The 25,400-nt window shown below is 64.1% G+C and carries 25 protein-coding genes and 1 pseudogene; 5 read left to right on the top strand and 21 right to left on the bottom strand.

The features are described 5' to 3' along the window. Window positions 1–36: 36 nt before the first annotated feature. The gene (gene phnD / locus ACVJGD_RS37880; RefSeq protein WP_456638986.1) at window positions 37–972 is read right to left on the bottom strand and encodes a phosphonate ABC transporter substrate-binding protein; all 936 of its coding nucleotides are present in this window, start codon (window positions 970–972) and stop codon (window positions 37–39) included. Window positions 973–1,050: 78 nt separating this feature from the next. After that, window positions 1,051–1,866 carry a phosphonate ABC transporter ATP-binding protein gene (phnC, locus tag ACVJGD_RS37875; protein WP_456638985.1) on the bottom strand — a complete coding sequence of 272 codons (816 nt, stop codon included), beginning with the start codon at window positions 1,864–1,866 and terminating at the stop codon, window positions 1,051–1,053. A gap of 180 nt (window positions 1,867–2,046) precedes the next feature. Between phnC and ACVJGD_RS37870 the strand changes: the two genes are divergently transcribed. The 3 genes from ACVJGD_RS37870 to ACVJGD_RS37860 are packed head-to-tail and all read left to right on the top strand — an operon-like array spanning window position 2,047 to window position 4,635. After that, window positions 2,047–2,703, top strand: coding sequence for a chloramphenicol acetyltransferase (locus ACVJGD_RS37870; RefSeq protein ID WP_456638984.1), 657 nt, complete (start codon window positions 2,047–2,049; stop codon window positions 2,701–2,703). Then, window positions 2,700–3,893 (top strand): alpha-D-ribose 1-methylphosphonate 5-triphosphate diphosphatase, encoded by a 1,194-nt coding sequence (locus ACVJGD_RS37865; protein WP_456638983.1) that lies wholly within the window; start codon window positions 2,700–2,702, stop codon window positions 3,891–3,893. The genes ACVJGD_RS37870 and ACVJGD_RS37865 overlap by 4 nt, the downstream gene beginning before the upstream one ends. A 7-nt stretch (window positions 3,894–3,900) precedes the next feature. Continuing rightward, the gene (locus ACVJGD_RS37860) at window positions 3,901–4,635 is read left to right on the top strand and encodes a DUF1045 domain-containing protein (RefSeq protein WP_456638982.1); all 735 of its coding nucleotides are present in this window, start codon (window positions 3,901–3,903) and stop codon (window positions 4,633–4,635) included. 177 nt (window positions 4,636–4,812) lie between these two features. On the opposite strand, the gene hemC is transcribed toward ACVJGD_RS37860, so the two are convergent. From hemC to ACVJGD_RS37805, 11 genes are all read right to left on the bottom strand, one after another. Further along, entirely contained in the window at window positions 4,813–5,808 is a 996-nt protein-coding gene (gene hemC / locus ACVJGD_RS37855; RefSeq protein WP_456638981.1) for a hydroxymethylbilane synthase, read from the bottom strand. A gap of 95 nt (window positions 5,809–5,903) precedes the next feature. Then, entirely contained in the window at window positions 5,904–6,524 is a 621-nt protein-coding gene (pncA, locus tag ACVJGD_RS37850) for a bifunctional nicotinamidase/pyrazinamidase (RefSeq protein ID WP_456638980.1), read from the bottom strand. A gap of 75 nt (window positions 6,525–6,599) precedes the next feature. Beyond that, window positions 6,600–7,427, bottom strand: a complete 828-nt coding sequence (locus ACVJGD_RS37845; RefSeq protein WP_456638979.1) for an aspartate dehydrogenase — start codon at window positions 7,425–7,427, stop codon at window positions 6,600–6,602. Between the two features lie 82 nt (window positions 7,428–7,509). Further along, on the bottom strand, window positions 7,510–8,028 hold the full coding sequence (locus tag ACVJGD_RS37840) for a VOC family protein (protein WP_456638978.1): 519 nt from the start codon (window positions 8,026–8,028) through the stop codon (window positions 7,510–7,512). Between the two features lie 28 nt (window positions 8,029–8,056). Continuing rightward, on the bottom strand, window positions 8,057–9,253 hold the full coding sequence (locus ACVJGD_RS37835) for an FAD-dependent oxidoreductase (protein ID WP_456638977.1): 1,197 nt from the start codon (window positions 9,251–9,253) through the stop codon (window positions 8,057–8,059). Then, window positions 9,253–10,371 (bottom strand): cyanuric acid amidohydrolase, encoded by a 1,119-nt coding sequence (atzD, locus tag ACVJGD_RS37830; protein ID WP_456638976.1) that lies wholly within the window; start codon window positions 10,369–10,371, stop codon window positions 9,253–9,255. Before atzD ends, ACVJGD_RS37835 begins: the two co-directional genes overlap by 1 nt. After that, a complete protein-coding gene (locus ACVJGD_RS37825; protein WP_456638975.1) occupies window positions 10,368–12,710 on the bottom strand; it encodes a molybdopterin cofactor-binding domain-containing protein in 2,343 nt (780 codons plus the stop codon). Before ACVJGD_RS37825 ends, atzD begins: the two co-directional genes overlap by 4 nt. Continuing rightward, the gene (locus ACVJGD_RS37820; protein ID WP_456638974.1) at window positions 12,707–13,198 is read right to left on the bottom strand and encodes a (2Fe-2S)-binding protein; all 492 of its coding nucleotides are present in this window, start codon (window positions 13,196–13,198) and stop codon (window positions 12,707–12,709) included. Before ACVJGD_RS37820 ends, ACVJGD_RS37825 begins: the two co-directional genes overlap by 4 nt. Continuing rightward, window positions 13,188–14,063 carry an FAD binding domain-containing protein gene (locus ACVJGD_RS37815; RefSeq protein WP_456638973.1) on the bottom strand — a complete coding sequence of 292 codons (876 nt, stop codon included), beginning with the start codon at window positions 14,061–14,063 and terminating at the stop codon, window positions 13,188–13,190. The genes ACVJGD_RS37820 and ACVJGD_RS37815 overlap by 11 nt, the downstream gene beginning before the upstream one ends. Window positions 14,064–14,352: 289 nt before the next feature. Next, complete coding sequence (locus ACVJGD_RS37810; protein WP_456638972.1) at window positions 14,353–15,777, bottom strand: M20/M25/M40 family metallo-hydrolase; 1,425 nt, start codon at window positions 15,775–15,777, stop codon at window positions 14,353–14,355. Between the two features lie 220 nt (window positions 15,778–15,997). After that, window positions 15,998–16,273, bottom strand: coding sequence for a hypothetical protein (locus ACVJGD_RS37805; protein WP_456638971.1), 276 nt, complete (start codon window positions 16,271–16,273; stop codon window positions 15,998–16,000). Between the two features lie 215 nt (window positions 16,274–16,488). Between ACVJGD_RS37805 and ACVJGD_RS37800 the strand changes: the two are divergent. Together ACVJGD_RS37800 and ACVJGD_RS37795 are read left to right on the top strand one after the other, a co-directional pair. Then, a pseudogene (locus tag ACVJGD_RS37800) lies at window positions 16,489–16,923 on the top strand (TonB-dependent receptor domain-containing protein); the annotation flags it as partial. A 485-nt stretch (window positions 16,924–17,408) separates the two neighbouring features. Next, window positions 17,409–18,593, top strand: a complete 1,185-nt coding sequence (locus tag ACVJGD_RS37795; RefSeq protein ID WP_456638970.1) for a PepSY-associated TM helix domain-containing protein — start codon at window positions 17,409–17,411, stop codon at window positions 18,591–18,593. A 2-nt stretch (window positions 18,594–18,595) separates the two neighbouring features. Here the strand turns inward: ACVJGD_RS37795 and ACVJGD_RS37790 are convergent, their stop codons facing one another. The 8 genes from ACVJGD_RS37790 to ACVJGD_RS37755 form a co-directional block, all read right to left on the bottom strand. Next, entirely contained in the window at window positions 18,596–19,087 is a 492-nt protein-coding gene (locus ACVJGD_RS37790; protein ID WP_456638969.1) for a RidA family protein, read from the bottom strand. 24 nt (window positions 19,088–19,111) lie between these two features. Beyond that, window positions 19,112–19,537 carry a c-type cytochrome gene (locus tag ACVJGD_RS37785; protein ID WP_456638968.1) on the bottom strand — a complete coding sequence of 142 codons (426 nt, stop codon included), beginning with the start codon at window positions 19,535–19,537 and terminating at the stop codon, window positions 19,112–19,114. After that, complete coding sequence (locus ACVJGD_RS37780; RefSeq protein ID WP_456638967.1) at window positions 19,534–21,072, bottom strand: flavin monoamine oxidase family protein; 1,539 nt, start codon at window positions 21,070–21,072, stop codon at window positions 19,534–19,536. The genes ACVJGD_RS37785 and ACVJGD_RS37780 overlap by 4 nt, the downstream gene beginning before the upstream one ends. A gap of 241 nt (window positions 21,073–21,313) precedes the next feature. Further along, the gene (cnbZ, locus tag ACVJGD_RS37775) at window positions 21,314–22,063 is read right to left on the bottom strand and encodes a 2-amino-5-chloromuconate deaminase CnbZ (RefSeq protein ID WP_456638966.1); all 750 of its coding nucleotides are present in this window, start codon (window positions 22,061–22,063) and stop codon (window positions 21,314–21,316) included. A gap of 39 nt (window positions 22,064–22,102) precedes the next feature. Then, the gene (locus ACVJGD_RS37770; RefSeq protein WP_456638965.1) at window positions 22,103–22,843 is read right to left on the bottom strand and encodes an ABC transporter ATP-binding protein; all 741 of its coding nucleotides are present in this window, start codon (window positions 22,841–22,843) and stop codon (window positions 22,103–22,105) included. Beyond that, entirely contained in the window at window positions 22,827–23,576 is a 750-nt protein-coding gene (locus ACVJGD_RS37765) for an ABC transporter ATP-binding protein (protein ID WP_456638964.1), read from the bottom strand. The genes ACVJGD_RS37770 and ACVJGD_RS37765 overlap by 17 nt, the downstream gene beginning before the upstream one ends. Beyond that, window positions 23,569–24,504 carry a branched-chain amino acid ABC transporter permease gene (locus tag ACVJGD_RS37760; protein WP_456638963.1) on the bottom strand — a complete coding sequence of 312 codons (936 nt, stop codon included), beginning with the start codon at window positions 24,502–24,504 and terminating at the stop codon, window positions 23,569–23,571. Before ACVJGD_RS37760 ends, ACVJGD_RS37765 begins: the two co-directional genes overlap by 8 nt. Continuing rightward, window positions 24,501–25,367 carry a branched-chain amino acid ABC transporter permease gene (locus ACVJGD_RS37755; protein WP_456638962.1) on the bottom strand — a complete coding sequence of 289 codons (867 nt, stop codon included), beginning with the start codon at window positions 25,365–25,367 and terminating at the stop codon, window positions 24,501–24,503. Before ACVJGD_RS37755 ends, ACVJGD_RS37760 begins: the two co-directional genes overlap by 4 nt. Between the last annotated feature and the right edge of the window lie 33 nt (window positions 25,368–25,400).

Below are 25,400 nucleotides of genomic sequence, written 5' to 3'. Positions count from 1 at the left end.
CGCAATCGACCCGGCCTGCGTATTCGTGTCGACCGATCAGGACGCCTTCTTCTTGCGCAGGGCGTCGACGAACTTGATCAGCTCGATCGTGCCATCCCAATCCTTGGTGGTCGCGGGATGGAAGCCCTTCTTCTGGCCGTCGGAGAGCTTGTCGAACATCGCCTTGTCCTTGGTCGGCGCATCGAAGAAGGCCTTCGCGATCGCGGCCTTCAGGTCGTCGGGAAGATCCGAGTTGTAGGCATAGGGCCCGTTGATGATCTCTGCCGACTTGTGGATGATGCGGAAGTCATCCTTCTTCATCGGCGAGCCGTCCGCGTTCTTCAGCATGCCCTTGTGCAGCATCTGGGCGAGCGTGGAGTCATTGTCGCTGGTCCACTGGTTGGCGGCGACGTCGACCGTTCCTTGCGAAAGCGCGAGAACCGCGTTCTCGTGGCTGCCGGTGAAGACGACCTTGCTGAAATAGGCTTCGGCGTCCGGAATGCCGTTCTTGTTGAGCTCGAAGCGCGGCACGTTATTGCCCGAAGTCGAGTTCGGATCGACGAGGCCGAGGTTCTTGCCCTTCACGTCATCGAGGGTCTTGTAGGGGCTGTTCGCCTTGACGAAGAACACCGAATAATAGCCGGTCGAACCGTCGGCGTTGATGTCGTTGGCGAAGGCGTCTGTCTTCACGCCGGTCAGCCGCGCGCGGGCGAAGGAGGCCGAACCGTAGCTTGCGATCTGAATGTTGCCGGAGCGCTGGCCCTCGATCACGGCGGCATAGTCGTTGGCGATACGCAGCGTGACCTTCACGCCGAGCTCCTTGGAGAGATAGTTGACGAACGGCGTCCAGCGCTCGGTGACGCCGGAAGCGTTTTCGGCCGGCACGACCGCGAAGGTCAGCTCCGGATATTTTGCCTTCCAGTCCTGCGCCGAGGCGGACGCGGTGAACGCGAGCGCGGCGGCGCCGGCGAGAATGATGCGACGAGTGATCATGGTTTACCCCTGTGTTGTGGCAACGCCTGTTAGGCCACTGCACACTGCAGCGGCTTTCCCTGGATAAGGTTGCGACGTTCAGGCCGCGGCTGCGGTGCCGAGCGCCGGAGCTGTTGCGGCATCGGGCGCGGGCATTGGCGCCCCGCCGATGACATCATTGGCCTCGAGATCGTAGAGCTCGCGGGCGATGTGATCGGTCAACATCGACGGCTGACCATCGAACACCACGCGGCCTGCCGCCATGCCGATCAGGCGGTCGCAATAGCTGCGCGCCAGATCGAGCGAATGCAGGTTGCAGAGCACGGTGATGCCGAAATGCTTGTTGATACGCAGCAGCGCATCCATCACGATCTTGGTATTGCGCGGATCGAGCGAGGCGATCGGCTCGTCGGCGAGGATGATGTCGGGCTCCTGCACCAGTGCGCGGGCGATCGCCACGCGCTGCTGCTGGCCGCCGGAGAGCTGGTCGGCGCGCTGGGCCGCGAACTGCGCCATGTCGAACTGCTCGAGTGCCGACATCGCAAGCGCCCTGTCTTCGTCGGGCCAAAACTGGGTCAGCGAGCGCCAGGACGGGATCTCGGCAAGGCGGCCCATCAACACATTGGTCAGCACGTCGAGCCGGCCGACCAGATTGAACTGCTGAAAGATCATCGCCGAACGCGCCCGCCACTGACGCAGGGCCTTGCCGCGCAGTGCGGTGACGTCGACACCTTCGAACAGGATACGGCCTTCGGTCGGGTCGGCGAGACGGTTGACCATCCGCAGCAATGTCGACTTGCCGGCGCCCGAGCGGCCGATCACACCGACGAAACTACCGGGCTGAACCGAGAACGAAGCATTGTCCACCGCGGCTTTTGTACCGAAACGGCACGTCAAACCTTCCACCACCAGCATGCAGTGCTCCGAAACCCGTCACGTCGGCTAACGGCTAACGTCACCGCATTACAGTTGTGTGACGAACGCGTTGCAGTGCGGCAATCGTGCACAGCGCCGGCGATGTCACACACCTGTCACGCTGATGTTATGAAGCACATCGAAGACGTGCGTTCCCCCGCAACCATTCGAGAGGCGAAGATGGCCGGCAAGATGCTTTCCGTTGTACCGACGGTTGATCCCACCGCTTCGGTGCGGGATAGCCAGCTTGGGGCCTATACCGAGGTCGGCGCGCGAACCAGCCTGCTCGAAGTTACGATGGGCGACTATTCTTACGTCGTGAATGATGCGCAGCTCACTTACACGACGATCGGTAAATTCTGCTCGATCGCCGCGATGACCCGGATCAATCCGGGCAATCATCCGATGCACCGTGCGTCACAGGCGCATTTCACCTATCGCGCCAGCGCGTACTTCCCCGGCGAACATGACGAGGCCGAATTCTTCGCCTGGCGCCGAGAGCACCGTGTGCATATCGGCCATGACGTCTGGATCGGACATGGCGCCATCATCCTGCCCGGGCGCTCGATTGGAACCGGCGCGGTGGTCGCGGCTGGCGCGATCGTGACCAAGGATGTCCCCGCCTATACCATCGTCGCCGGCAATCCGGCGCGGCCGATTCGCAAGCGCTTTCCCGACGACATCACCAGCCGCCTTGCTGCGCTCGCCTGGTGGGACTGGGATCACGAAATGTTGCGTCAGGCGCTGCCGGATTTCCGCAAGCTGGTTGTCGAGGACTTCCTCGCAAAGTATGAAGCGCTGAACGCGCCAACAGCCCGCCGGAGTGCCATCTCGTGACTGACATTATCATCGAACGCGGCAAGGCGCTGGTTGAAGGCGGAATCGTCGAAACGCGGCTGCGGACCGCGGGCCGCGACATCGCAGCCCTCGGCGGAGATGGAGACAGCCACGGCGCGCTCGGCATCGATGCACGGGATCTGAAGGTGCTGCCGGGCATCGTCGATCTGCATGGCGACGCCTTCGAGCGGCAGATGATGCCTCGTGCCGGTGTCGATTTCCCGATCGACGTGGCGCTCGCTGACAGCGACCGGCAGGCGATCTCAAACGGCATCACGACGGTGTTCCACGCCACCACCTGGTCGTGGGAGCCGGGCCTGCGCAGCGCCGACAATGCGCGGAGGCTGCTGGAGGCGATCGAGCAGATGCGCCCGCAGCTTGCCGCCGACACGCGCTTCCATCTGCGCCACGAGACCTACAATCTCGACGCCGAAGCGGAGATCATCGGCTGGCTCGCGGAGGGTCGTGTCGACCTGTTCGCGTTCAACGACCATATGGACGGGACGATTGGGGACCTGGCAAAGCCACGGAAGCGCAACCGGATGGTGGAGCGCACCGGACTTTCGGCTGAGCAGTTCGACCAGTTGGTCGCACGCGTGGTGTCGCGCGCGAACGATGTGCCGGCCTCGGTCTCCCGCCTCGCCGTCGCGGCGCGTTCGGCCAATGTCCGCATGCTCTCGCATGACGACAACAGCCCCGAGATGCGCAAGGCGTTTCGCGACCAGGGCGTCGGCATCGCCGAATTCCCTGTCAACGAAGAGACCGCGCGCGAAGCGGCGGCGGCCGGCGATCACATCGTGTACGGCGCGCCGAACGTCGTGCGCGGCGGCAGCCATACCGGCTGGACCAAGGCGTCCGACATGATCGCCAAGGGCCTCTGCTCGGTGCTGGCCTCGGACTATTACTATCCAGCGCAACTGCTCGCGGCCTTCCGGCTTGCCGCTGATGGCGTTCTGCCGCTGGAAAAGGCGTGGGACCTGATCTCGGCAGCGCCGGCGCGCGCCGCCGGGCTCGACGACCGCGGCGTGCTCGCCGAAGGTCGCCGCGCCGACATGATCATCGTCGATGACAAGGTGCCGCTGCGGCCGCGCATCGTTGCGGTGATATCGGCGGGACGTCTCGTGCATCTGGCCGATGCCAGCCGGCTCACCTATTCCACAGCACCGCGCAAGGCGGTTGCTGCCGCTTGACGCGACGATGGCCAACTATCCCCGTTATGCCCTCTACTACGCCGCCGCACCCAGCAGCGCGCTCGATCGCTTCGGCGCCGAGATGCTGGGCTACGATGCCTATCATGGCGGCGACCTGCCCTTTCCCCGGGGCTTGCCGCCGGACTGGCGCGAGATCACACAAGACCCTCGCAAATACGGCTTTCATGCCACGCTGAAGGCGCCGATTACGCTGGCGGAGCGCAAGACCGAGGCCGATTTGGCTGGGGCATGCGAGGCTTTCGCCGATACGCCGCGGCAAATTCCCGTAATCGAACCTATCATCGATTCGATCAGCGGCTTCATCGCGATGATCCCGGCAAGACCGTCGGCAGAGTTGCAGCAGCTCGCGGCCGACGTCACGCACGACTTCGACTCATTCCGCGCGCCGCTGACGCCAGCGGATCGCGCACGGCGGAATCCCGAGCGATTGACGCCGCGGCAGGTCGAATATCTCGACCGCTGGGGCTATCCCTACGTGATGGAAGAATTCCGCTTCCACATGACGCTGACCGGGCGATTGGAAGCCGAGCGCCATGAAGTCGTGGTGCCGATGCTGCGAGAGCGCTTTGCGTCTGTGCGACTTGCAACGCTGGCGATCGACCGGCTGGCGCTATTTCGCCAGGACGATGCAGCCTCGCGCTTCCGCATCATCGCGCATTGGCCGCTACGCGCACTCCCGTCGTCCCGGGCTTGCGCGCCGCGGCGAAGCCCCTTGGCGTAGCCGGGACCCGGGACCCATACCCACAGGCGTCTGTGGCGTGCTCCGCTGTAACTGCTTGCTCGCGCCACAACCACATCCTGTGCTTATGGGTCCCTGCTTTCGCAGGGACGACATGGAGAGAGTCTTCGCAGGTGAATGGTGGGCACGCTGCGCTTTGCCCACCCTACCGTTCTTTGCTTACTCGTCCGTCTCTTCCGGCCTTGTGCGGGCGATGATTTCGGCGGCGCCCTTGTCGAGCAGCTCCAATCCGACGGCGCGGCCGAGTTCGCGGGGGCGATCGGCGGCGCCGGTGCGCAGGGCTTCGATGAAGCGGTCGCCGGTTTCATCCAGCACCGAGGCGCGCAAAATCATTTCGCTGCCGGCAAGCGTGGCGTGGCCTGCGATCGGCGAATTGCAGTGGCCGTTCAGGATCCACAGCACCTCGCGCTCGGCTTCGGCGGCGAGGCGCGATGACGCATTCTCGATCTTCGCAAGACGGGTGCGCGTCGCGAAATCGTTGGCCACGCATTCGACGGCAACGATGCCCTGCCCGACCGAAGGCAGCATCTCGTCGACCGGGAAATCATAGGCGATGCGGGATGCGCGCCCGATACGCTCGAGCCCCGAGCGTGCCATCACCAGCGCATCGGCCGGGCCGACCTCGCCGCCATCGGGCAAGCGCTGCTTGTCGCCACGATCAAGCTTTGCAATCCGCGTGTCGGCGGCGCCGCGGAAATGGATCACGCTTGCTTCAGGAAACAGCCGGCGCAAGTAAGCCGCGCGGCGGACCGCGTTGGTGCCGATCTTGAAACCCTTGCCGCGGCTCGCGCGAAAGCTGTCCAGCGAAAGACCGGGACGCAGCACCAGGCAGTCGGTGGCGGCATCGCGCGGCAGGGTCGCGCCGAGCACGAGACCCGGTGTCTCCTCATTGCCCGGCACATCCTTCAGCGAATGCATCGCGGCCTGCAGCTCGCCTGCGCGCATCGCTTCGCGAATCTCGGCGACGAAGGCGCCGCCCTTGCCGCCATGGCGCAGCAGCTTGCTGGTCTGATCCTGATCGCCGCGGGTTTCGAACCTGACGATCTCGACGGTCAGGTCGGAAGCCGACGCGCGCAACAGCCGCGCGACCTCTTCAGTCTGCGCCATCGCCATGGCCGTCTTGCGCGTGCCGATGCGTAAGGTCTGTCCCGACACAATGTCTCCGTTCGAACCGCCGATGAAGCCGAGGGATTAGAGCAAAAGCCCAATCAAAACAACGGTTTTTGCCGGATATTCTCGGGCGCGGCGCCTCAATCGAGGTCGCTCAAGACCTGAACGCCGGCCGCAGCCATTCCCGCATGCGCAGCCGCAAGCGAACCCGCAAGATCGATCGCCCGGCAGCCGGATTCGACGACCACGGCCTCGAAGCCGAGGCGGCGCGCATCCAGCGCGGAATAGTGGACGCAATAGTCGGTGGCGAGCCCGGCCATGAAGATCCGCTTCAATCCACGCTCGCGCAGGTAGCCGGCAAGGCCGGTCGGCGTGGTGCGATCGTTCTCGTAGAACGCGGAATAGGAATCGATGGCGGAGCGAAAGCCCTTTCGGATCACAAGCTCCGCCTTCTCGGTCGAAAGCTTCGGATGGAACGCAGCGCCTTCTGTCCCTTGCACGCAGTGGTCCGGCCACAGCGTCTGCGGACCATAGGACATGGCGATGGTTTCGAACGGCGCCGCGCCGGGATGTGAGGTGGCAAAGGAACCGTGGCCGGGCGGATGCCAGTCCTGGGTCAGCACCACGTGATCGAACCGCGCAGAGAGCCGATTGATCACCGGCACGACCGCGTCGCCCTCGGCAACCGCCAGCGCGCCACCGGGGCAGAAGTCGTTCTGCACATCGACAATGAGAAGCAGGTCGTCGGGATGAATCTGCATGGGCAATCCGGCTGTGGCTGGCTGCGGAGCTTAGCCGAAAACCCGCAGCCTCGCAGCAGGCAACCGCGCCGCTCATCAGGTCCCGATGCGGAGCGAGGCGCGCTGCTTGCGCAGGCAGGCGATCACGGACAGTGCGGTGATGCGTCCCGTACGCGGGTTTTCCGAGGGGATGTTCTCGATCGTCATCGAGAAGCGCGCCGAATCGGAATCCACCTCGATGCGGTGGGTGTTGCGCGTTACGGTCGGGTCGGCCCAGATTTCCACTCGGGTGCGGTCGGGGCCGATGCCGGCGAGCGAAAGGGCGACGGCAACGTTCAGGTTGGCGGGAAAGCCCTTTGCCGCCTCGCGTGCGGTTCCTTCGAAAATCCGCAGCGGCTCGGAAAGCCCTTCGACGCTGATGTCGTTCTCGACGAGATAGGGCGCGCCGGCGAGCCCCAGCGGCGGCTTCCGCGTCACCAGCCGGACCGAATGGATGGTGCCTTCGGCCGCCGCGGTGACGGCGTCGAGCCCGATCAGGGCTCCGGTCGGCACCACGATCTGGCCGCCGTTCTTCCGCGCGAGCGCGATCAGGTCCTCGTTCTGGAGCAGCGCGCCGACGCTGAGCACGATCGCAGTCTTGCCGCGCTCGACCACGGGCGCGACGATCGAACGCACCAGCTTGCTCGGCGCGCATTCGACCACGATATCGGCGGCTTCGGCCAGTTCCTCGATCGGCAGGATCTTTGGCGGAGTCTTCAGATCATTGAGCCAGGCTTGGTGCTTTGCGATGTTCTGCGCCGAGACCGCGCTGAGCGCCAATCCTTCGATGCCGCGGTCCAGTTCCTTCACCACGCTCGCGCCGATGGCACCGAGGCCTGCAACGGCCACGCGTGCCCCGGATCGCGTGCTGCTCGAATCCACCATGCAACTGCTCCAAGGAAAGGTGACTGTCCTCTCCCGCAGAAGCAGCTGGGTGTCAATCGTCCCGCGCGCTCACCGGCCATCGTCAGGCGAGCTTGGGATAGGTCGCCTTGTCGAAGAAGCTCGAGCCCGCGACATATTTGCGGCCGGGCGACATGTCCGGCTTTTCCTCGCCCTCCCCGCCACACTCGAAGGTCAGTTCGAGCTGCACGCCGCTGGGGTCATAGACGAACAATTGCCACAGCGTCGTACCCGGCACGATGAATTCGCGCCAATCGAGCCCCGCCGCCTTGAAGCGCGACACGAACGAGCGATAGCCGGAGCAGGACAGCGAGACGTGGTCGATCGCCGCCGTTCCCGCCGGCGCCTTGCCCTCGGGGCCGAGCGCGGGACCGCCAGCATAGATGTGCATGATCGCAAGCCCTCCGGGCTGCGGACAGCCGAGCCAGGCGCCGGGATAGCCGAAATCGGGCCGCGGGAATTCGCGAAGCCCGATGATCTCGGTATAGAACTTCCGCGTTGCCGCCAAATTCTCGGTCTTGATGGCGATGTGATAGAGCCCGTGCACGGTTGCGATCGGCAGGGTCGGTTCGGCTCTGGTCATGACGTTGATCTCCTCAAATCCTTGGCCGTCAGGTTAGCGGCAGTCCGACGTCGCAATAGAGCGACTTCAACTTGTTCAGGAACGGCGCCTCGTTCTTGTGCAGGGTTCCCGCGACGGGATCGGCGCCTGCCAGCATCGTATCGGTGGCGGCAAGCGAGAACTCCATCACGAAGCGCATGCGGTCCTTGCGCAGGGCCTCGAACTCGGTAAGCCAGCTTGCGATATCGCGGCTTCCGGTCGTGTAGCGCTGCGTGATCAGCGCTGCCGCATTGGCGGCATCCTCCAGCGCCTGGGTCGCGCCCTGCCCCAGCGTCGGCACCATGCCGTGGGCGGAATCGCCGAGATAGAGCACGTTGCAATCGGGGGCGCGGTAGAGCACCTCGTGCTCCTGCATCCGCGCCCAATGGGTGTCGGCGACATTGTTGCAGACGGTGTCGATCAGCCAGCGCGCCTGGGCGCTCGGCGGCGCCGCGCGCGGCGTATAGGCGGCGCGCAGAACCTCGGGCGTTTTCTGACGGTCGGAGATCTGCGCCTCGGGATCGATCGGGAAAGTGCCCGCGACGTAGATGTGGTCCGGCGGCACGCGGAACGACAAGAGACGGTTGGGGCCGTTGAACCATTGCTCGTAATCGTCGATCAGGCCCAGCGACGTATTCGGCACCAGCACGCGGAAGATGGCTACTCCCGTCGGCGTGATCCGCGGCTCACCGGAGATCGAGCGGCGCACCTGCGAATAGCGCCCGTCGCCGGCGATCAGAAGATCGATGTTGTCGAGCCGACGCGTCTTGCCGTCCTGGGTCCAAGTGACGAAAGTCTTGCGCGGATCGCCGCAATCACGGCCGACCTCGACGATCTCGCAGCCATAGGAGACCGTGTTGCCGGCGGCCTCGCGCAGCACGCGGTAAAGCTCCGACCAACGGATGCGCCAGCCTGGTCCGTCCGCGACCTCCTTCAGCGGCAGGTCGAACAGCACGGTGCCGTCGGTGAGCGAGATCCGCCAATTGTGCCAGAGAAATCCCGCCGCCGTGATGCGCGCGGCAAGATCAGGATCGACCAGCTTCATCGCCTTGACGGCGTTCGGCCCCACATTGAGCCCGGTGCCGGCTTCGGAATGATCATCGCGCGACACCTGCTCGAGGCAGGTCACCTCCACGCCGTCCAACAGCGCGAGCCTCCGCGCCATCACGCATCCCGCCACGCCTGCGCCAATGATGACGATGCGCATCAGGCCAAACCTTTCCCTTGCGAAGCGATCACGGCAATCAGGCCGCCGCCGTCCGGGCCCTGATGCTCCGCGCCGCCGGAGACGAAGATTCTGGTGTCGCCGATGACGCCGGCGACGAGCCCGGCGACCGCGCCGCGGATGTGGCGCTGGGCGTTGATATCGGTGTCGTCGAGCATGGTGTGCCTGTTGCCGCGAATTCTTCCGCGGCGGTCCGGCTCGCATTTGACCAGCACGGTCACGATCCGCGTCGCGTCCGCCGCTGAGACCTGCGGACTGGCCGCGATGCCGAGATCGGCGAGCACGTCGATGACGGCACCGATGTCGAGCGCGTCCGCCATCTGACGGTGCGAGATGCGCAAGGGGCCGGTCCAGCGCGGGCTGTTGCCGAGCACGACGACTTCGTTGCTTTCAACCTCGACGCCGGAGGAAATGCTGGCGCGTGGCGACTGGATGGAGAAGTCGCTGAGCAGCGACGCGTCGGCGAAGGCCGATGGCGCCAGTTCGTCGAGCGCGACGGCTACGCCGAATGCACCGGCGGCGCGGGCAAAGGCCATCGACCTGTTGGGATCGTTGGTGAGCGGTGTCTTGCCGGCAGCGATCGCGGCCGCGGCACGGGCGACCGTCACGCAGGGGCATTTGACCTGCACGAAGTGCACATCCTCCAGTCGCTCGATCCCGGCATTGGCGATGGCGGCGCGCACGGCATTGGCGACGCTGTCGACATGGGCGCGGCGGCCGACATCCTCCGCCGGGACCGGTTGGCTGAAAGCGGTGCCTATCGCAAGCGACGATCCGGCCTCTGGCGCCGGTTCGGTCTCGCTGATGCAGAAGACGCTGTAATGCGGGCTCATCACGCCCTCGGTGCCGCCCGAGAGCACGCAGGGGATCTCGCGGATCAACTGCTCGGCCGGCTTGTTCAGATGTTTCGACAGCAGCAGCATCAAGGTCTGGGTGAAGTAGCCGCGGGTAAAATCGTTGACGCCGCCATTGCCTTCGGTCTTGCCGATGATGGCGACGACGTCGGCGGCGCGCACTGTGCCATCGGCGATCAGGCGTTCGAGCTCGGAGAGATCGCCGGGATGCGCCATCGAAAGCCGGAAAACCCGCGCCGTTCTCATGGCTGGCTCGCCTCGATCAGCTCGAAGATCCGGCTCGGGCTCAAGGGGATCTCCAACAGTTCGACATTCTTTTCCTTGAGCTGCAGCGCGTCCTCGATCGCCTGCGCGAACAGGGGGCCGACCGGAATCGCGCCCGCCTCGCCGGCGCCCTTGATGCCCAACGGGTTGAGCGGCGATGGCGTTACGGTGTGGCCGAGCTCCATGCGCGGCACGTCAAGCGCGGTCGGCAACAGATAGTCGGCGAGGGAGGCGTTGAGTAACTGGCCCTGGTCGTCGAACACGAGCTTCTCGTAGAAGGCATTGCCGATCCCTTGCGCGACGCCGCCGTGGATCTGCCCCTCGAGGATCAGCGGGTTGATCACCGTGCCGCAATCGTGGACAACCACGTAGTTCAAGATCTTGAGATCGAACGTATCAGGATCGACCTCGACGATCATGGCATGCACGCCATTGGCGGTCGCGCCGCTCGGCGGCCCGAAATATTGCGTCGATTCCAATCCCGGCTCGGTGCCGGGCTTCACCGCGCCGCGCATCGGGTTGGCGCGCCGCGCGAGCTCGCCGAGGCTCAAGAATTTTTCCGGAATGCCGACGATCGAGATCCTGCCGTCGGCAAGCACCAGATCCTCCTCGGCGCATTCGAAGGCGTCGCTCGCAAGCTTCAGCGCCTTCTGCCGCACCGCCCGCGAGGCTTCGTTGACCGCATTGCCGGCGACCACCGCGCCGCGGCTCGCAAAGGTGCCGGCGCCCCAATAGAACTGGTCGGTGTCGCCGGTGACGATGTCGACATCGGTGACATCGACGCCGAGCTGATCGGCGACGATCTGGGCAAAGCTCGTGAAATGCCCCTGCCCTTGCGTGCCGATGCCGGTCGCGACGCTGACCTTGCCGTTGGCCTGCACCTGCACTTTCGCGCCCTCATAGGGCCCGATGCCAGTGCCCTCGACATAGCAGGCGACACCGATGCCGACGTGGCGGCCCTGCGCGCGCAACTTGTCTTGCTCCCGCTTGAACTCGGCATAGCCGATCGCCTGCAGCGCCTGGTCGAGCACTGGCTCGTAGTTGCCGCTGTCGTACTCGAGCTGGGAAAAGTCCTGGTAGATGATGCCGTTCCTGTACGGGAATGCGTCGGCCGGGATGAGGTTACGCCGCCGGATTTCGGCAGGGTCGATGTTCAGTTCGTGTGCGGCGAGATCGAGCAGCCGCTCCATCACGAACACGCCATGCTGCCGCCCGGCGCCGCGATAGGGCGTCACGATCGGCAGATTGGTGAACACGGCGGTGAAGGTGGAGTCGTAGGACGGCACCACGTAGGGCCCGAGCAAGGTGCACTGGCTGTTGATCGGCACCGTCAGGCCGTAGGGATCATAGGCGCCGCCATCATGCAGGAAGACGTCCTTGACGCCAAGGATGCGGCCGTCGCGCGTAACCGCGATCTCGGCATCGTGGATCTGGCCGCGCTCATGCGTGGTGGCAAAGAAATGCTCCAGCCGGTCCTCGATCCATTTCACCGGACGGTTGAGCCGCATCGATATCCAGGGCAGCGCGACCTCTTCCGGATAGAACATCATGATCTTCGGCCCGAAGCCGCCGCCGACGAACGGCGCGATCACCCGCACCTGCCGCTCACCGAGGCCGAGCACCGCGGCAAGGCCGTTGCGGACGAACACCGGCGCCTGGGTCGTATCCCAGATCGTCATGTGCTGGCTGCGCGCTTCCCAATGGGCGACGACGCCGCGCGTCTCGATGGTCGAGGAAATGCCGTGCTCGTAAGCAAAGCGGCGCTTGATCACCAGGTTCGCCTTGGCGGCGGCCGCACGATAGTCGCCCTTGCTCTGATGCACATGTGCTGACACGTTCGAGCCGAGATCGTCATGCACCAGGACTGAGCCGGGGCGCAGCGCGGCTTCAAGATCAATCACCGCCGGCAGCGGCTCGAGATCGACGTCGATATCGTCGAGAGCATCCTCGGCGATGTAGCGGCTTTCGGCGACGACGACGGCCAGGGGCTCGCCGACATGCCGGACCTTGTCCTTCGCCAATGGCACCTGCGTGCGCAGGTTGAACACACTTCCCGGGATCGGCGGCGGCGGCACCAATAGCGGACCGGGCTGCCAATAGGCGCCGTAATCTTCGGCAGTATAGATCGCCACGACGCCCGGACGCTGCAGCGCGCGGGAAACGTCGATACGCCTGATGTGCGCGTGCGCGGCCTGGCTGCGCAGGAACGCTGCGTGCAGCATGCCCGGCAGCTCGACGTCGTCGATGAACAGCGCCTGCCCGGTGAGGAGCTTGCGGTCCTCGTTGCGCTTGACGGGGGCGCCAAAGAAACGCGTGGTCATGGCGTGGCCGCCCGCATTGCGTGCGCCGCCGCCATCATGGCATCGACAATATGCTGATAGCCGGTGCAGCGGCAGAGATTGCCGGACAGCGCCTCACGAACTTCATCTTCCGATGGCGACGGGTTCTGCTTCAGGAACGCCGTCATCGTCATCAGGATGCCCGGCGTGCAATAGCCGCATTGCAGGCCGTGATGCTCGTGCATCGCCTTCTGCACCGGGCTGAGTTCACCGCTATCGGAGGCAAGGCCTTCGATGGTCGAGAGTTCATGCCCGTTGGCTTGGACTGCGAGCATCAGGCAGGAGCGGATCGGCGCGCCGTCGAGCAGGACCGTGCAGGCGCCGCAGACGCCGTGCTCGCATCCGACATGGGTGCCCGCCAGCAGCAAATCGTGGCGGAGGAAATCGCTGAGCAGCGTCCGCGACTCGACGCTGCGCCGATAGGCGGTCCCGTTGACGGAGACGCTGATCTCGTGGCGGTCAGGCTGCATTGGCCGCCCGCTGATAGGCCATGCGAATCGCGCGCTGCGCCAACACGCCGGCGAGATGCCGCTGATAGTCTGCGCTGGCGTGGATGTTGCCGGCCGGCTCAATCGTAGCTTGTATGGCGGCAGCGGCCGCCTTGATCGAGCCATCGCTGCAAGTCTGACCGATCAGGGCCGCGGTAGCAGCTTCGCTGGCGTCAACCGGCGTTTCGCCGACACCGCATAGCGCGAGCCGGACCTTGGTGCAGCGGCCTTCCGTGTCCAGTGTCACGATGGCGGCCACACCGGCGATGGCAAAGTCGCCGCGACGCCGCGCCACTTCCATGAAGCAGGCGCCGCTGCGCGGCGGCAGTGCCGGAAACTCGACGTCAACCAGCATCTCGTCGGCGGCGAGATCGGTGGTCAGCAAGCCCTGGAAAAACTCCGCTGCCGCGAGCTTCCGCTCGCCGCCGGCCGATCTCAGCCGCATATGCGCTTCCATCACGACCGCCAGCGCAGGAAGCTCGGACGCCGGATCGGCATGCGAGAGATTGCCACCAATCGTGCCGCGGTTACGGATCTGCGGATGCGCGATGTGCGGCAGCGCGTCGGCGAACAGCGGACAGGAACCGAGGAACTCGCTGTCTTGTTCGAGCGCGCAATAGCGCGTCAGTGCGCCGACGCGAATGGTTGAGCCGTGATCGATGCCAGCAAGCTCATCCAGACCATTGATATCGATCACGACCGCCGGCCGCGCCAGGCGAAAATTCATCGCCGGGATCAGGCTCTGGCCGCCCGCCAGGAATCTCGCCTCGTCGCCATATTCGGCCTTGAGCGTGAGCGCGTGATCCAGCGACGAAGCGGCAATGTATTTGAAGGGAGCAGGCTTCATGAAGGCTCGTTCGACGAACGCATCCGCATCGGCTTGGAAGCACGAGATGAAAGTATCTGCAGTGTAACAATGCCGGTCAAAAGCCGGCGAGCCCAAAGGCGACCAGAACTGCATGTAAATGCAGCTAATCCCTGCTCATTCTGCTCACCCCTGCATAAACATTGGGCGACGTGGAGAGTGGGCGTGGCGCACTGCCACTCTCACGTCATTGCGAGCGCAAGCGAAGCAATCCATCTCGCCGCTCGTGGAGGCATGGATTGCTTCGCTTCGCTCGCAATGACGAGGCGATTCACGTGCCGCCGGCGAGCGTCTTCACCAGGCGGTAGAGGTACTCCTCGCCTTCGTAGAATGATTTCACGAGGATCCGTTCATCCTTGCCATGGGCGCGGATGTCAGTGATATCGGCGGCAAGCCCGGAATGGCCGTAGGTCGGGATGCCCGCGTTGCGTAGATAGCTGCCGTCGGTGGCGCCGGTGCTCATGGTCGGGATCACCGCCGCTGTCGGCCAGAACTCGTGCGACAGTTTATCGATCGCGCCCATGATCTCCTCGTGCAGGGCCGACGGCGCGCTCAACACGGCCTGGCCCATTTGGGTGACCTTGATCTGATCGTCGTCGAGCACACGCTCCAGCGTCGCCTTGACACCGTCGACCGGTTCGCCCGGCATGATGCGGCAGTTCACCTTGGCGGTCGCAAGCTGCGGCAGCGCGTTCACGGCGTGACCAGCCTCGAGCATCGTCGCGACGCAGGTGGTGCGGAGCTGCGCGTTATAGGCAGGATTGGCAGCGAGCCGGACAAACGACATCGCGGCCGGGTCGGGCTTGTCCGAGAGCACCGAGCGGATGTCGGATGCCGTCTGCTCGCTCTCGAACTGGGCGGTGCGCTCGAAATAAGCCCGCGTCGTCTCGTTCAGATTGAGCGGGAAACTGAACTTCGAGAGGCGGACTAGCCCTTCGGCGAGGCGATAGATCGCATTGTCCTTTATCGGCACCGAGCTGTGGCCGCCCCGGTTCCTGACTTCGAGCAGGTAGCTCAGCGAGACCTTTTCGGTGGTCTGCACGCTGTTGCGGATCGGCTTGCCATCCTTCAAGCCGACGCCGCCGCCTTCGTTGAGCGCGAATTCGGCATCGATCAGGTCACGCTTGTTCTTGAGCAGCCATTGGATGCCGAGGCCGTTGGCGTCCAGGATCTCCTCATCCGTCTCCAGCGCCAGGATGATGTCGCGGTCGGGCTTGTAGCCCTCTTTCTTGTATCTGATGAGATTGGTAACGAAGGCCGCGGCCATGTATTTGTCGTCGCCGCTGCCGCGGGCATAGAAATAGCCGTCCTGCTCGGTCAGCTTGAACGGATCGACCGACCAGTCCTCGCGATTGGCCGGAACCACGTCGATATGGGCGAGCAGCAGGATCGGCTTGCGCACGCCGCTGCCGCGCAGCCGCGCCACCAGATTGCCCTTGCGCGGCGCCGGCGAGAACACCTGCACGTCGCTGTCCGCAAAGCCGCCGGCGCGCAACCGGGCGGCCATCGCCTCCGCCGCCTTCGCGGTGTCGCCGGTCGCGGTGACGGTGTTGATCTCGACAAGCTCCTGGTAGATGTCGCGCGCGAACTGCCGCTCGGGACTCAGTCCTTCCGCGGCGATCGCTGTCGTTCCAAGAGCCGCAGCGAGCGCGGTCGATAGCAGGATTGCAAGCCTTGGTCTGACGTTTCCAACCATCTCGGGTCTCCGATTCCACTCGCCCCAGTTGTGCGATATTCAGACAGGGACGCTGAGGTTTTGCAAGATGGCGCGGCGCGGTGGCGGTGACGCCACTGTCAAGTTTTCCCCCGCTCCTTCGCAACAAATTGAAAGAAGCAGCTCGACGCGACAACAGACTCTTGGCGTATCGCGCGACAGATTTGCAAATCATTCGTGCGACGCGCGTCCTTAGAGAGATTCAATTCCAGCGCTGTTCTTTCTGTTTGCTGCGGCTGCTAAAGGCACCGCCGCAAAACTCGTCTTGGAAATGAATCGAAGTGAAGGTCAGCACTGATCGCCGTCTCCTGGGACAGGGGAATTTTTTCATCGGCACCGCGGTCCTGCTGGCTGGTTGCTCCTCTTCCATCACAATCGCGCGGGCACAATCGAGCGTCACCTTGCCGGCGGTGACGGTGGAATCGCCGACACAGAAGCGCAGGCCGGCGCGCCCAGCGGGTCCGTCCGCGCCGCACACGCGAGCAGCGACGACAACGCCTCAACGAAATCGGAATGTTGCGCCCGCCGAGCCCACGCCGTCGGAGCGCGCTGCCGCGGCAGCGGCGGCGCTGTACCAGGCCAGGCTGGGCTATCGCGCGATGCCCAGCTCGACCACGCTGCGCACCGGCGCTTCGCCGCTCGACACCTCGCAAGTCGTCAACGTCGTGCCGGAGCAGGTGCTGAAGGATCAGCATCGAGGTCGACGTCACCGGACGGCTGAGCGACAATTGGAGCATGATCGGGAGCTATGGTTATACCGATGCGCGGGTGATCGAAGATCCGACGCTGGCCGGCATGGCGCTGCAGAACGTCGCCCTGAACACGGCCTCGCTTTACCTGGTCTACGACTTCGGCACGGCCTTGCCGGGCCGGCTCCGGCTAGGCGGTGGAGCGCATTATGTCGGTGACCGGCCTGGCGACGCAGCGAACACGTTCGTCCTGCCGTCCTACGTCGTTGCGGACGTGTTCGCGAGCTATGAGACCAAATACGAGAACCTGCCGGTCATCTATCAACTGAACGTCAAGAACCTGTTCGACACCGTCTACTATCCCTCGGCTGTGAGCAATTTGAACGTCGCGCTCGGCGACGCGCGGCGCGTCTCGCTCTCGGCCACGGTGAAGTTCTGAGACGGACCTCTCGCGGAGGCACAGGGCTGTCGCATATGCAATAGAACTTGGTGGGCAGTCCCTTCGCGGCCCATCCTTCGAGACGCCCGCTTTGGCAGGCTCCTCAGGATGAGGTCTGATTTCGCGACGGCATCTTAGACCCTCATGGTGAGGAGCGCCGCTTGCGGCGCGTCTCGAACCATGAGGCCCGCCTCGTTCACATTCATCGGCTATATGCTGGTAGTCCTGCGGGGAGGCGCGTGGAAGTGAAAACAAAATTGTCATAAACCCCGCGAAGATGACATTATTATTCACGGCAAGTGTCGTAGAGAGTGCTCGATAGCGCGCCGGCACACAACGTAGAACTATTACAAACTGTGTGAGCCTCGCCTGGGTGGCGGGACGAATATCTTTTCGGTATCGTTTGGTAAACGCTGTTGAGTGGGCGGTGATCATCAGGCCTCGCCGATTTCGACGCTGATCCCGCGACCTGTTCCTTCCAATTGATGAACAAGCAATCGATCAAGGCCGCCTTGTTGCAGGTCCACTCCGTCATTGGCCTTGCGCTTTCGCTGGTGCTGGGGCTGGTCGGGATGTCCGGCGCGATGATGAGCTTCGAGGATGAAATCCAGGCCAGCCTGAATGCCGGGATCATGCGGGTCGAGGCTCGCCCGGCCCCGATGCTGACACCGGACCAGTTGATCGCGCGACTGCAGACGAATCCGGATTTCGGCAAGGTTTCAGCCGTGACGATGGCGAGCGAGCCGTCGTCGGCGGTGCGGATCCGGTTTGCCCGCAGCGAGGGCGGCTCCCGGCCTTCCTCGATCTATGTCGATCCCTATGATGCGCACGTGCTCGGCTCGCCGCGGGGCGAGAATTTTTTTGTCACCGTCCGCAAGCTGCATCGCTGGCTGTTGTTGCCCGGCGATGCCAATGGCTATGGCCGGCAGATCACCGGCGTGGCCGCGATCGGCCTGATCGCGATGCTGATCTCCGGGATCGTGCTGCGATGGCCTCATCGCGCCGGCAGCGCGAAAATGTGGTTGAAGCCAAATCTGGCGCTGCGCGGCCGCGGCTTCCACAGGTCGCTGCATGCCGTCGCTGGAACCTGGGTGCTGCCGATCTACCTGGTGATGGTGCTCACCGGCCTGTGGTATTCGTTCGACTGGTACAAGAACGGCGCCACCTGGCTGCTGTCGCGCCCTTCGAGTGCTGCTGCACCGATGAAGCCCAAGCCAGTGCGAGACGCCGCCGCAGCCGATGCCAGACCGCTTGCGCTTGATCGCGTATGGTCGACATTCCTGCACGAACAGGGCAGCCGTTTCGCGACGGCCCAACTGACACTGCCGACCGGTGCGGGTACCGTCGTGCGGATCCGGTCCTGGGCACGCGATGCGTCGCATCCGGGCGCGCGCGACGAATTCCGGGTAGATGCCGTCACCGGCCGGCTGATATCGGCGGAGATCTACGCGGACAAGACCTTCGGCGAGCGAATACTTTCAAGCGTGCTCGATATTCATCGCGGCAGCATATTTGGATGGCCGGGCAAGCTGCTGTTCATGCTAGCTGCGAGCCTGATGCCGCTGCTCGTGGTGACCGGCTTTCTGCTGTATCTTTCGCGCCGAAGACACCGGCGTCTCTCACGGCCGACGCTCGGGAGCCTGGTTCCGGGTGAACGAATCGCGCCGTGAAGCTATTTCGCGTCCTTGGCCGCGACTACTTCGATCTCGACCAGGAAGCCGGGATTGGCGAGCGAAGCGACGCCGACCACCGAGCGCGCGGGCAGGTTCGGCTGGCTGCCGCCGAAGAACTGGGTATAGCCGTCCATAAAGGCCTTGAAGTCCATCGGCGCGGTTGGGCTGTGCACCAAAAACACCTGCATCTTGATGACATCGCCCATGCCGAGGCCGAGCCCTTCCAGGATGCCTTTGATGCGGTTGAGCACGCCGACGGTCTGGGCCTTGGTGTCGCCATAGGCGTCCCGGCTCGAAGGATCGGCGTCCTTGTTGGTCACCGGCGGCACCTGGCCGCTGACATAATAGATCGTGGCATTGCCGGTGACCTGCACCGATTGCGCGATCGGGAATGTCGAATTGGGAATCGGATGCCTGACGATCTCGGCCTGTGCATTGGCGGACACCAGCGCCAAAAGCATGACGAGCAACGGTATCGTACGAATTCTCATCTATTCCCCCTTTGACTCAGCGCTTCAGCGGCGCGCTTCCCTGACTTCCCCGGCCGTCACCGCGTCGGTGTAGCTGTTGCCGAAATGCGTCCTCAGATAATTCACAACTGCGGCGACTTGGCCATCGGTCATCATGTCGCCGAAGGCCGGCATGCCGCGCCGGCCGTTGACGACGAGATGGACGGCATAGCTGCTGGTTGCAAGATTCCGGTTGGCAATCAACGAGGGGTAAGCCCCGGCGCCGGCTGCGCCCGAGGCATCGGGCATGTGGCAGCCCTGGCAGACATTGGCGAACAGTTCCTCGCCGGTCATTTCGACGAAGCGGTAGCCCGAGCTGAAGGTCGCGCGCGTGGCGGTGTTGTCCTGCGTGACGCCCGTCGCCGCAGGGAGGAACGCGAGCAGCGCGGCGCCTGCCTTTTGCGCGATGAAATGAGGTCTCGTCGGCGTCACGTTTTCACCACCCGCTCGTGCAGTCGCGCAATGGCGTCGAGCGAGGACAGGATCGCTCCCTCCTGCCAGGCCGGCAGATCCGATGCGTGCTCGCCGGCCAACACGATCCGCCCGTCGATCTGGCACAGATTCTTGTAGTGCTTCGCCCTGCCCTCGTCGGTCCATTCGCCGCTGCAGCCGAGCGTGAAGGGCACGCGGTGCCAGGCGACCGCAACACCGTTCTCGAACTCTCGTTTGTACTGCGGATGGATCATGGAACCGAACTCGAGGGCGCTTGCGATCCGTTCCGCCGGCATCATTGCGGTGAACTCATAGGCATTCGCGCCTTCGAACAGATAGGCGCCGAGCAAGACGCCGCGGCCGGCGCGATTGAAACCGTCATTGGGGTAGGCGATCTGCCGGATCGGCAGGTCGGTATAGCTGATGCCGCCATAGATCGCCTCGTCCTCCTCCCAGAAGCGGCGCTTGAACTGCAGGCCGATCTTGACCGCGCCGGCGTAGGAAACGGCGTCGATCGCCGCCTGCATGCGGCTGCCGACGTCGATCGGGATCTGACTCAGGATCGACAGCGGGATCGTGCAGATGCACCAATCCGCTGTTGCGTGCAGCACCGTCGACGGATTTGTGGTGTCGACATAGCTCACCGTGACGCCGCGGTCGTTCTGCCGGATCTGCGTCACCTTGGCGTTATAGCGGATGAGGTCGCCGACCTCCCTTGCAAAGGCCTTGCCGATCATGTCCATGCCGCCGACCGGCTGGAACATCGTGGTCTGGAAGCTGTAACGCGCGAAATTCTGCAAGTAACGCCAGACCCGCGACCGCAACAGGTCCGACAAGGTGACGGGATCGCTCGGCAACGGCTCGGGACTTAAGCCCCCGCCGGGCTCGCGCGCATAACCGCGGAACTCGGCCGAGACGAGATTGGCACTATATCTGTAGTCGGAATCGAGCGCGCCCCAGGAGCGTAGCGCCTGCAGCAGGATCTCCTGGTCCTCCTTGGACACGGCTTCGTCGAGCTTGCCCTGCTGGGTTGCCTTCGCAAGCAGTTCGGAAACCTGCCCCTGGAAATCCGCCTTGATCGCACGGATTTTCTGCGGCTCACCGCCGAACGCGCGTGAGGCGTGCAGATAGGCGTTGTGGTTCAACTGGATGAACGGCTCGAGCGCGACGCCGAGCCGCCTGCAATAATCAAGCAGCGCACGATGGTGATAGGGAATCCGCCACGGGCCTGGATTGATGTAGAGACCGTGATCGAATTCGCAGGTCTGCTTGTAGCCGCCGAGTTCGACAAAGGTGTCGCCGCCGCGCAGCGTCCAGTTGCGGCCGCCTGCCCTGTTGTTGAATTCGAGGATCTGGACCTTGTAGCCTGCCTTGCGCAGCTCCAGCGCCGCCGTCATGCCGGCAAGACCCGCGCCGAGGACCAGGACAGATGCGCCCTTCGGGTTCCCTTCGAGCCTCATCGGCCCCTTGTAGGTCGACTCGGAGGCGAAGCCGAGGCTGGTCATCGCATGATACATCGCTGCGCTGCCGGCCATCGCGCCGATCAACGAGAAAAGATCACGCCGCCTGATGACTGCCGCTTCGCTTCGCATTGACGTCCCAGCCGGTCCAGATCTCGAGCAGCCAAAGGAAACGGTTTGGCTCCTCGCCTGTCAAGAAAGCGGCTTGCTTGGACGCGCGGCAACACGCGCTTTTGATGCGAGTTGGGCGCGATGATGCGAGATCGAGAGGTGAGCTGCAGCTCACCTCGCCTCCGCGTGCGGCGAGAGGAAGAACCTAGATCACCCTTTCGACGTGAACACAGCGGCAATCCATCTCGTAGTCGAGACCGACGACCGGCGGGCGGTTGAAATGCCAGGTCAGGCCGTTCCTGAACACGCCGCGGCGGCCGAGTTCGCTTTCCAGGATCGAATAGACGTCCTGCACGGTGTAAAGCTGCACGCCGGTGGTCTGTTTCCAGGTGCCGCCGAACGCGCTCATGCGGCGTTCCATCTCGTCCAGCACCCATTTTGCCTTGGCAAGCATGCCCGCCGGGCTGACATCACCGGGGCTGATGATGTGATCGCGATAGTTCGCCTTGCCTTCGACCGACTCGCCGCTGCCGGCGATCACGAAGGACGGCGCGGCCTGCGGCGCCGGCACTGCATAGGAGAAGGCGTGGAAGCAGGGCTCGGACGGCGGATCGATCTTCGGACAGACATTGCTGCGCGCCACCGGATTGACGCCGTCCTTCATGACGCCCCATTCGATCAGGGTCTTGATGTAGATCTCGTTGAAGGCGCGAAAGCCCTCTTCCGTGAACGGCGCAGGCGAGCGCAATTCGCAGGCACCGAACGCGGTGAGCGGTCGGCCGGCATTCTTGAGGATTTCGGCGATCCGCGCAAATCCCGCCTTCAGCGGTACCGGATCGGCAAAGCGCACGCGCTCGATGGAAAAGCCCGGAAGCGCGCCGATGCCGCAGGAATACTGGCTGACGCCCGGCATGAAGCGATAGCCGCCGTCTTGAACCTCGATGGTCGTAATCATGACACCTCTTTGCAACGTAAAGGGCTTAGAAAAGGTCGATCATTCGTGGAGAACGCCGAGATAGGCATCGCGGACGATCGGATCGGCGAGCAGTTCGGAGCCCGAGCCGCTCCGCGCGATACGGCCCATGTCCATGACAAAGGCGCGGTGGCAGAGATCGAGCGCGATGGTGACGTCCTGCTCCACCAGCAGAATCGACGTGCCGCCAGCGTTGAGTTCGCGCAGCGCCGCCACGAGTTGTTCGACCAGCAAGGGCGAAAGCCCGAGCGAGAGCTCGTCGATCATCAACAGCAGCGGTGCGCTCATCAGGCCGCGGCCGATCGCGCACATCTGCTGCTCGCCGCCGGACAAGGTCGCCGCCGCCTGCCGCCGCCGCTCCCGCAGCTTCGGGAACGTGGCATAGACCTGCTCGAGGTCGCGATTGATCTCGGCGCGGCTCGCGTCGCGCAAATATGCGCCCATCAGGAGGTTCTCCTCCACACTCATGGCGCCGAACAGCCGCCGTCCCTCCGGCACATGCACAATGCCGTGGGCAAGGATCTCGGCGGCGGTGTCGCCGGTGAGGTCGCGGCCTTCCGAGAAATAGTTGCCGGCGGAGGTCGGGATCAGGCCCGACAGTGCCCGCATCAGCGTGGTCTTGCCGGCGCCGTTGGAGCCGATCAACGCGGTGATCTCGCCGTGGCGGACTTCGAGATCGATGCCCCACAGCACCTGGATCTCGCCATAGCCGGCGCACAGCCCTTTCAGTTCGAGGATCAGGGAGCTAGCCACGGGCGGCATTCCGTTTCGCATATTGCTGGCCGAGATAGGCCTCGACCACGGCCGGATTCTCGATCACCTCGCGCGGCGCGCCATCGGCGATCAGCGCGCCGTTGTGCAGCACCGCGATACGGGTGCAGACGTTGAGCACGACTTTCATCAGATGCTCGATCATGACGATGGTGATGCCGCTGGCGGCAAGCTCGTGGATCAGCTTCGTTGCGCGCTCGACCTCGGCGCTGTTGAGGCCGGCATTGACCTCGTCGAGGAACAACAGTTTTGGCTTCATCGCGAGCGCTTTCGCAAGCTCGAGGCGCTTGCGCATGGCGAGCGTCAGGGTCGCGGCAGGGTGATTGGCCTGCAGCTCGAGGCCGACATAGACCAGATGCGCCATTGCCTGCTCGCGCGCCACCTTCAGGCTTTGGCCCGGCTGCGAGAACAGCGCGGCGGCGGCGACATTGTCGAGCGCGGTGAATTCGGCAAAGGGTTGCACGATCTGGAAGGTGCGCGACAGGCCGAGCCGCGCCGCCTGATAGGTCTTGATCCGCGTGATGTCGTTGCCATCGAAGGAGACCTTGCCGGAATTGGCCGGCGTGACCCCGCAAATGGTGTTGACCAGCGTGGTCTTGCCGGCGCCGTTTGGTCCTATGAGGCCGAGCACCTCGCCTTTGTTGACGGTAAGCGTGACGCCGCGCAGCGCCTGCAGGCCGCTGAAATGCCGGGATACGTTTTCGAGGCGAAGGATCTCAGACATGCTTGACCCGTCGCCAGAGGTTGGACGGCCGCAACGAAATCAGGCCGTGCGGCAGGAACAGCAGCAAGAGGACGATGATCAGCCCGAGCACGCCGGTGTGGATCTGGATGTAGTTGCGCCAGACCACCTCCTCGAGACCGAGATAGAGGAATGCGCCGCAGGCAACGCCGAGCGGCGAGCCGAGGCCGCCCATCAGCGCCATCACGATCGGCTTCACGGAGTAGAGGATGTCGAAGACGTCGGACGGATCGATATAGTGCACCCAGGCGGCATAGATGCCACCGGCAGCGCTGACGAAACAGGCCGACAGCCCGAAGGCGATGCTCTTATAAAGAGTGGTGTTGAGGCCGACCATGCTGGAGGCGGTCTCGTTCTGGCGGATGCAGGCGAGGCCGAAGCCGAGCTTCGAGCCGGCAACCGCCATCACCATCAGCGCGGTGAGCAGCAGCAGGATCCACATCGCATAGAAGAAGAACATCGCTTCCGCCATCACGCCGGAGCCTGACACCAGCGGGATGTTGAGACCCATGCCGCCACCGGTGAGATCGGTGGCATTGTTGACGAGCTCGCGCAGCACCTCGACCAGTGAGAGGCTTGCGATCGCAAAGTAATGTCCGCGCAGGCGGAGCAGCGCGGCGCCGAGTGCCGCCGTGATCAGCAGAGCAGCAACGGCCGAAATGACCACGCAAAGCCAAAGCGGCAATCCCTTGCCCAGCAGCACGCCCGTGGTGTAGGCGCCGAAGCCGAAGAAGGCGGCGGTCGCAAACGAGGGATAGCCGGCAAAGCCGCCGACAACGTTCCACGACAGCGCCAGGATCGCATACATGCAGGCGATGGTTCCGAGCCGCAGCGCATAGGCGCCGCCGAACAGCGGCAGCGATGCGACGACCGCGAGCAGGATAAGCAGGGCGATGTTCGACTTCGTCATTCGAAACCCTTCCGGCCAAGGAGCCCCTGCGGGCGCAGGATCAGGAAGACGATGAGCAGGATGAAGGACAGCGTGGTCGCATGGGCCGGGCCGAAGAAGGTCGAGCCGATCCCTTCGACCAGCGCCAGCAACAATCCGCCCGCGAGCGCACCCGAGACGCTGCCGAGGCCGCCGAGCACGCAGACCACGAAGGCCTTCCCGAGATAGCCCGACGACGTTAGTGGCGAGATCGGAAAGATCAACGCCATCAGCACGCCGGCACAACCCGCGAGCGCAGCGCCGAGACCGAACGCGATCGCGTAGATCGACTTGACGTCGACGCCCATCAGCACGGCGGCGTCGCGGTCGAGCCGCACCGCGACGATGGCGCGCCCGACGCGCGAGTGCCGCAGCAGGAGATAGAGCAGTCCGGTGAGCACCAGCGCCGAAATCGTCGCGATCAGCCGGTCGACCGGCACCACCACGTCGAAGATCGAGACCGATCCGAGCGACGGCGTCAGCGTCAATTTGCGGTAGTCGGCCTTGAAGAAATAGATCATCGCGTTGTTCAGGATCAGGTCGAGCCCGAAGGTCAGCGTCAGCGTCACCAGCACGGGCGCGGTGATCACGCGGTTGAGCAACAGCCGCTGCAGAAGATAGCCGAGCACGAAGAACAGCGGCGCGGCGACTGCGACCGAATACCAGGGCGAGATGTGCAGCGCGTTGTAGAGCCCGAACGCGAGATAGGCGCCGAGCACGATGAAGGAGCCGTGGATCAGGTTGATGACATTGAGCACGCCCCAGACCAGCGAGAAGCCGATCGCAATGCAGGCATAGAGACAGCCGAGAACGACCGCGTTCACCAGGATCTGGGCTGCGTGCATGTGTGATGCCTTAACGGATCAGCTCGAGGGTTT

The organism is Bradyrhizobium sp. USDA 10063 (assembly GCF_054063735.1).
The sequence above is the reverse complement of the archived record's forward strand: the minus strand, read 5'-3'. Positions and strand labels throughout refer to the sequence as shown.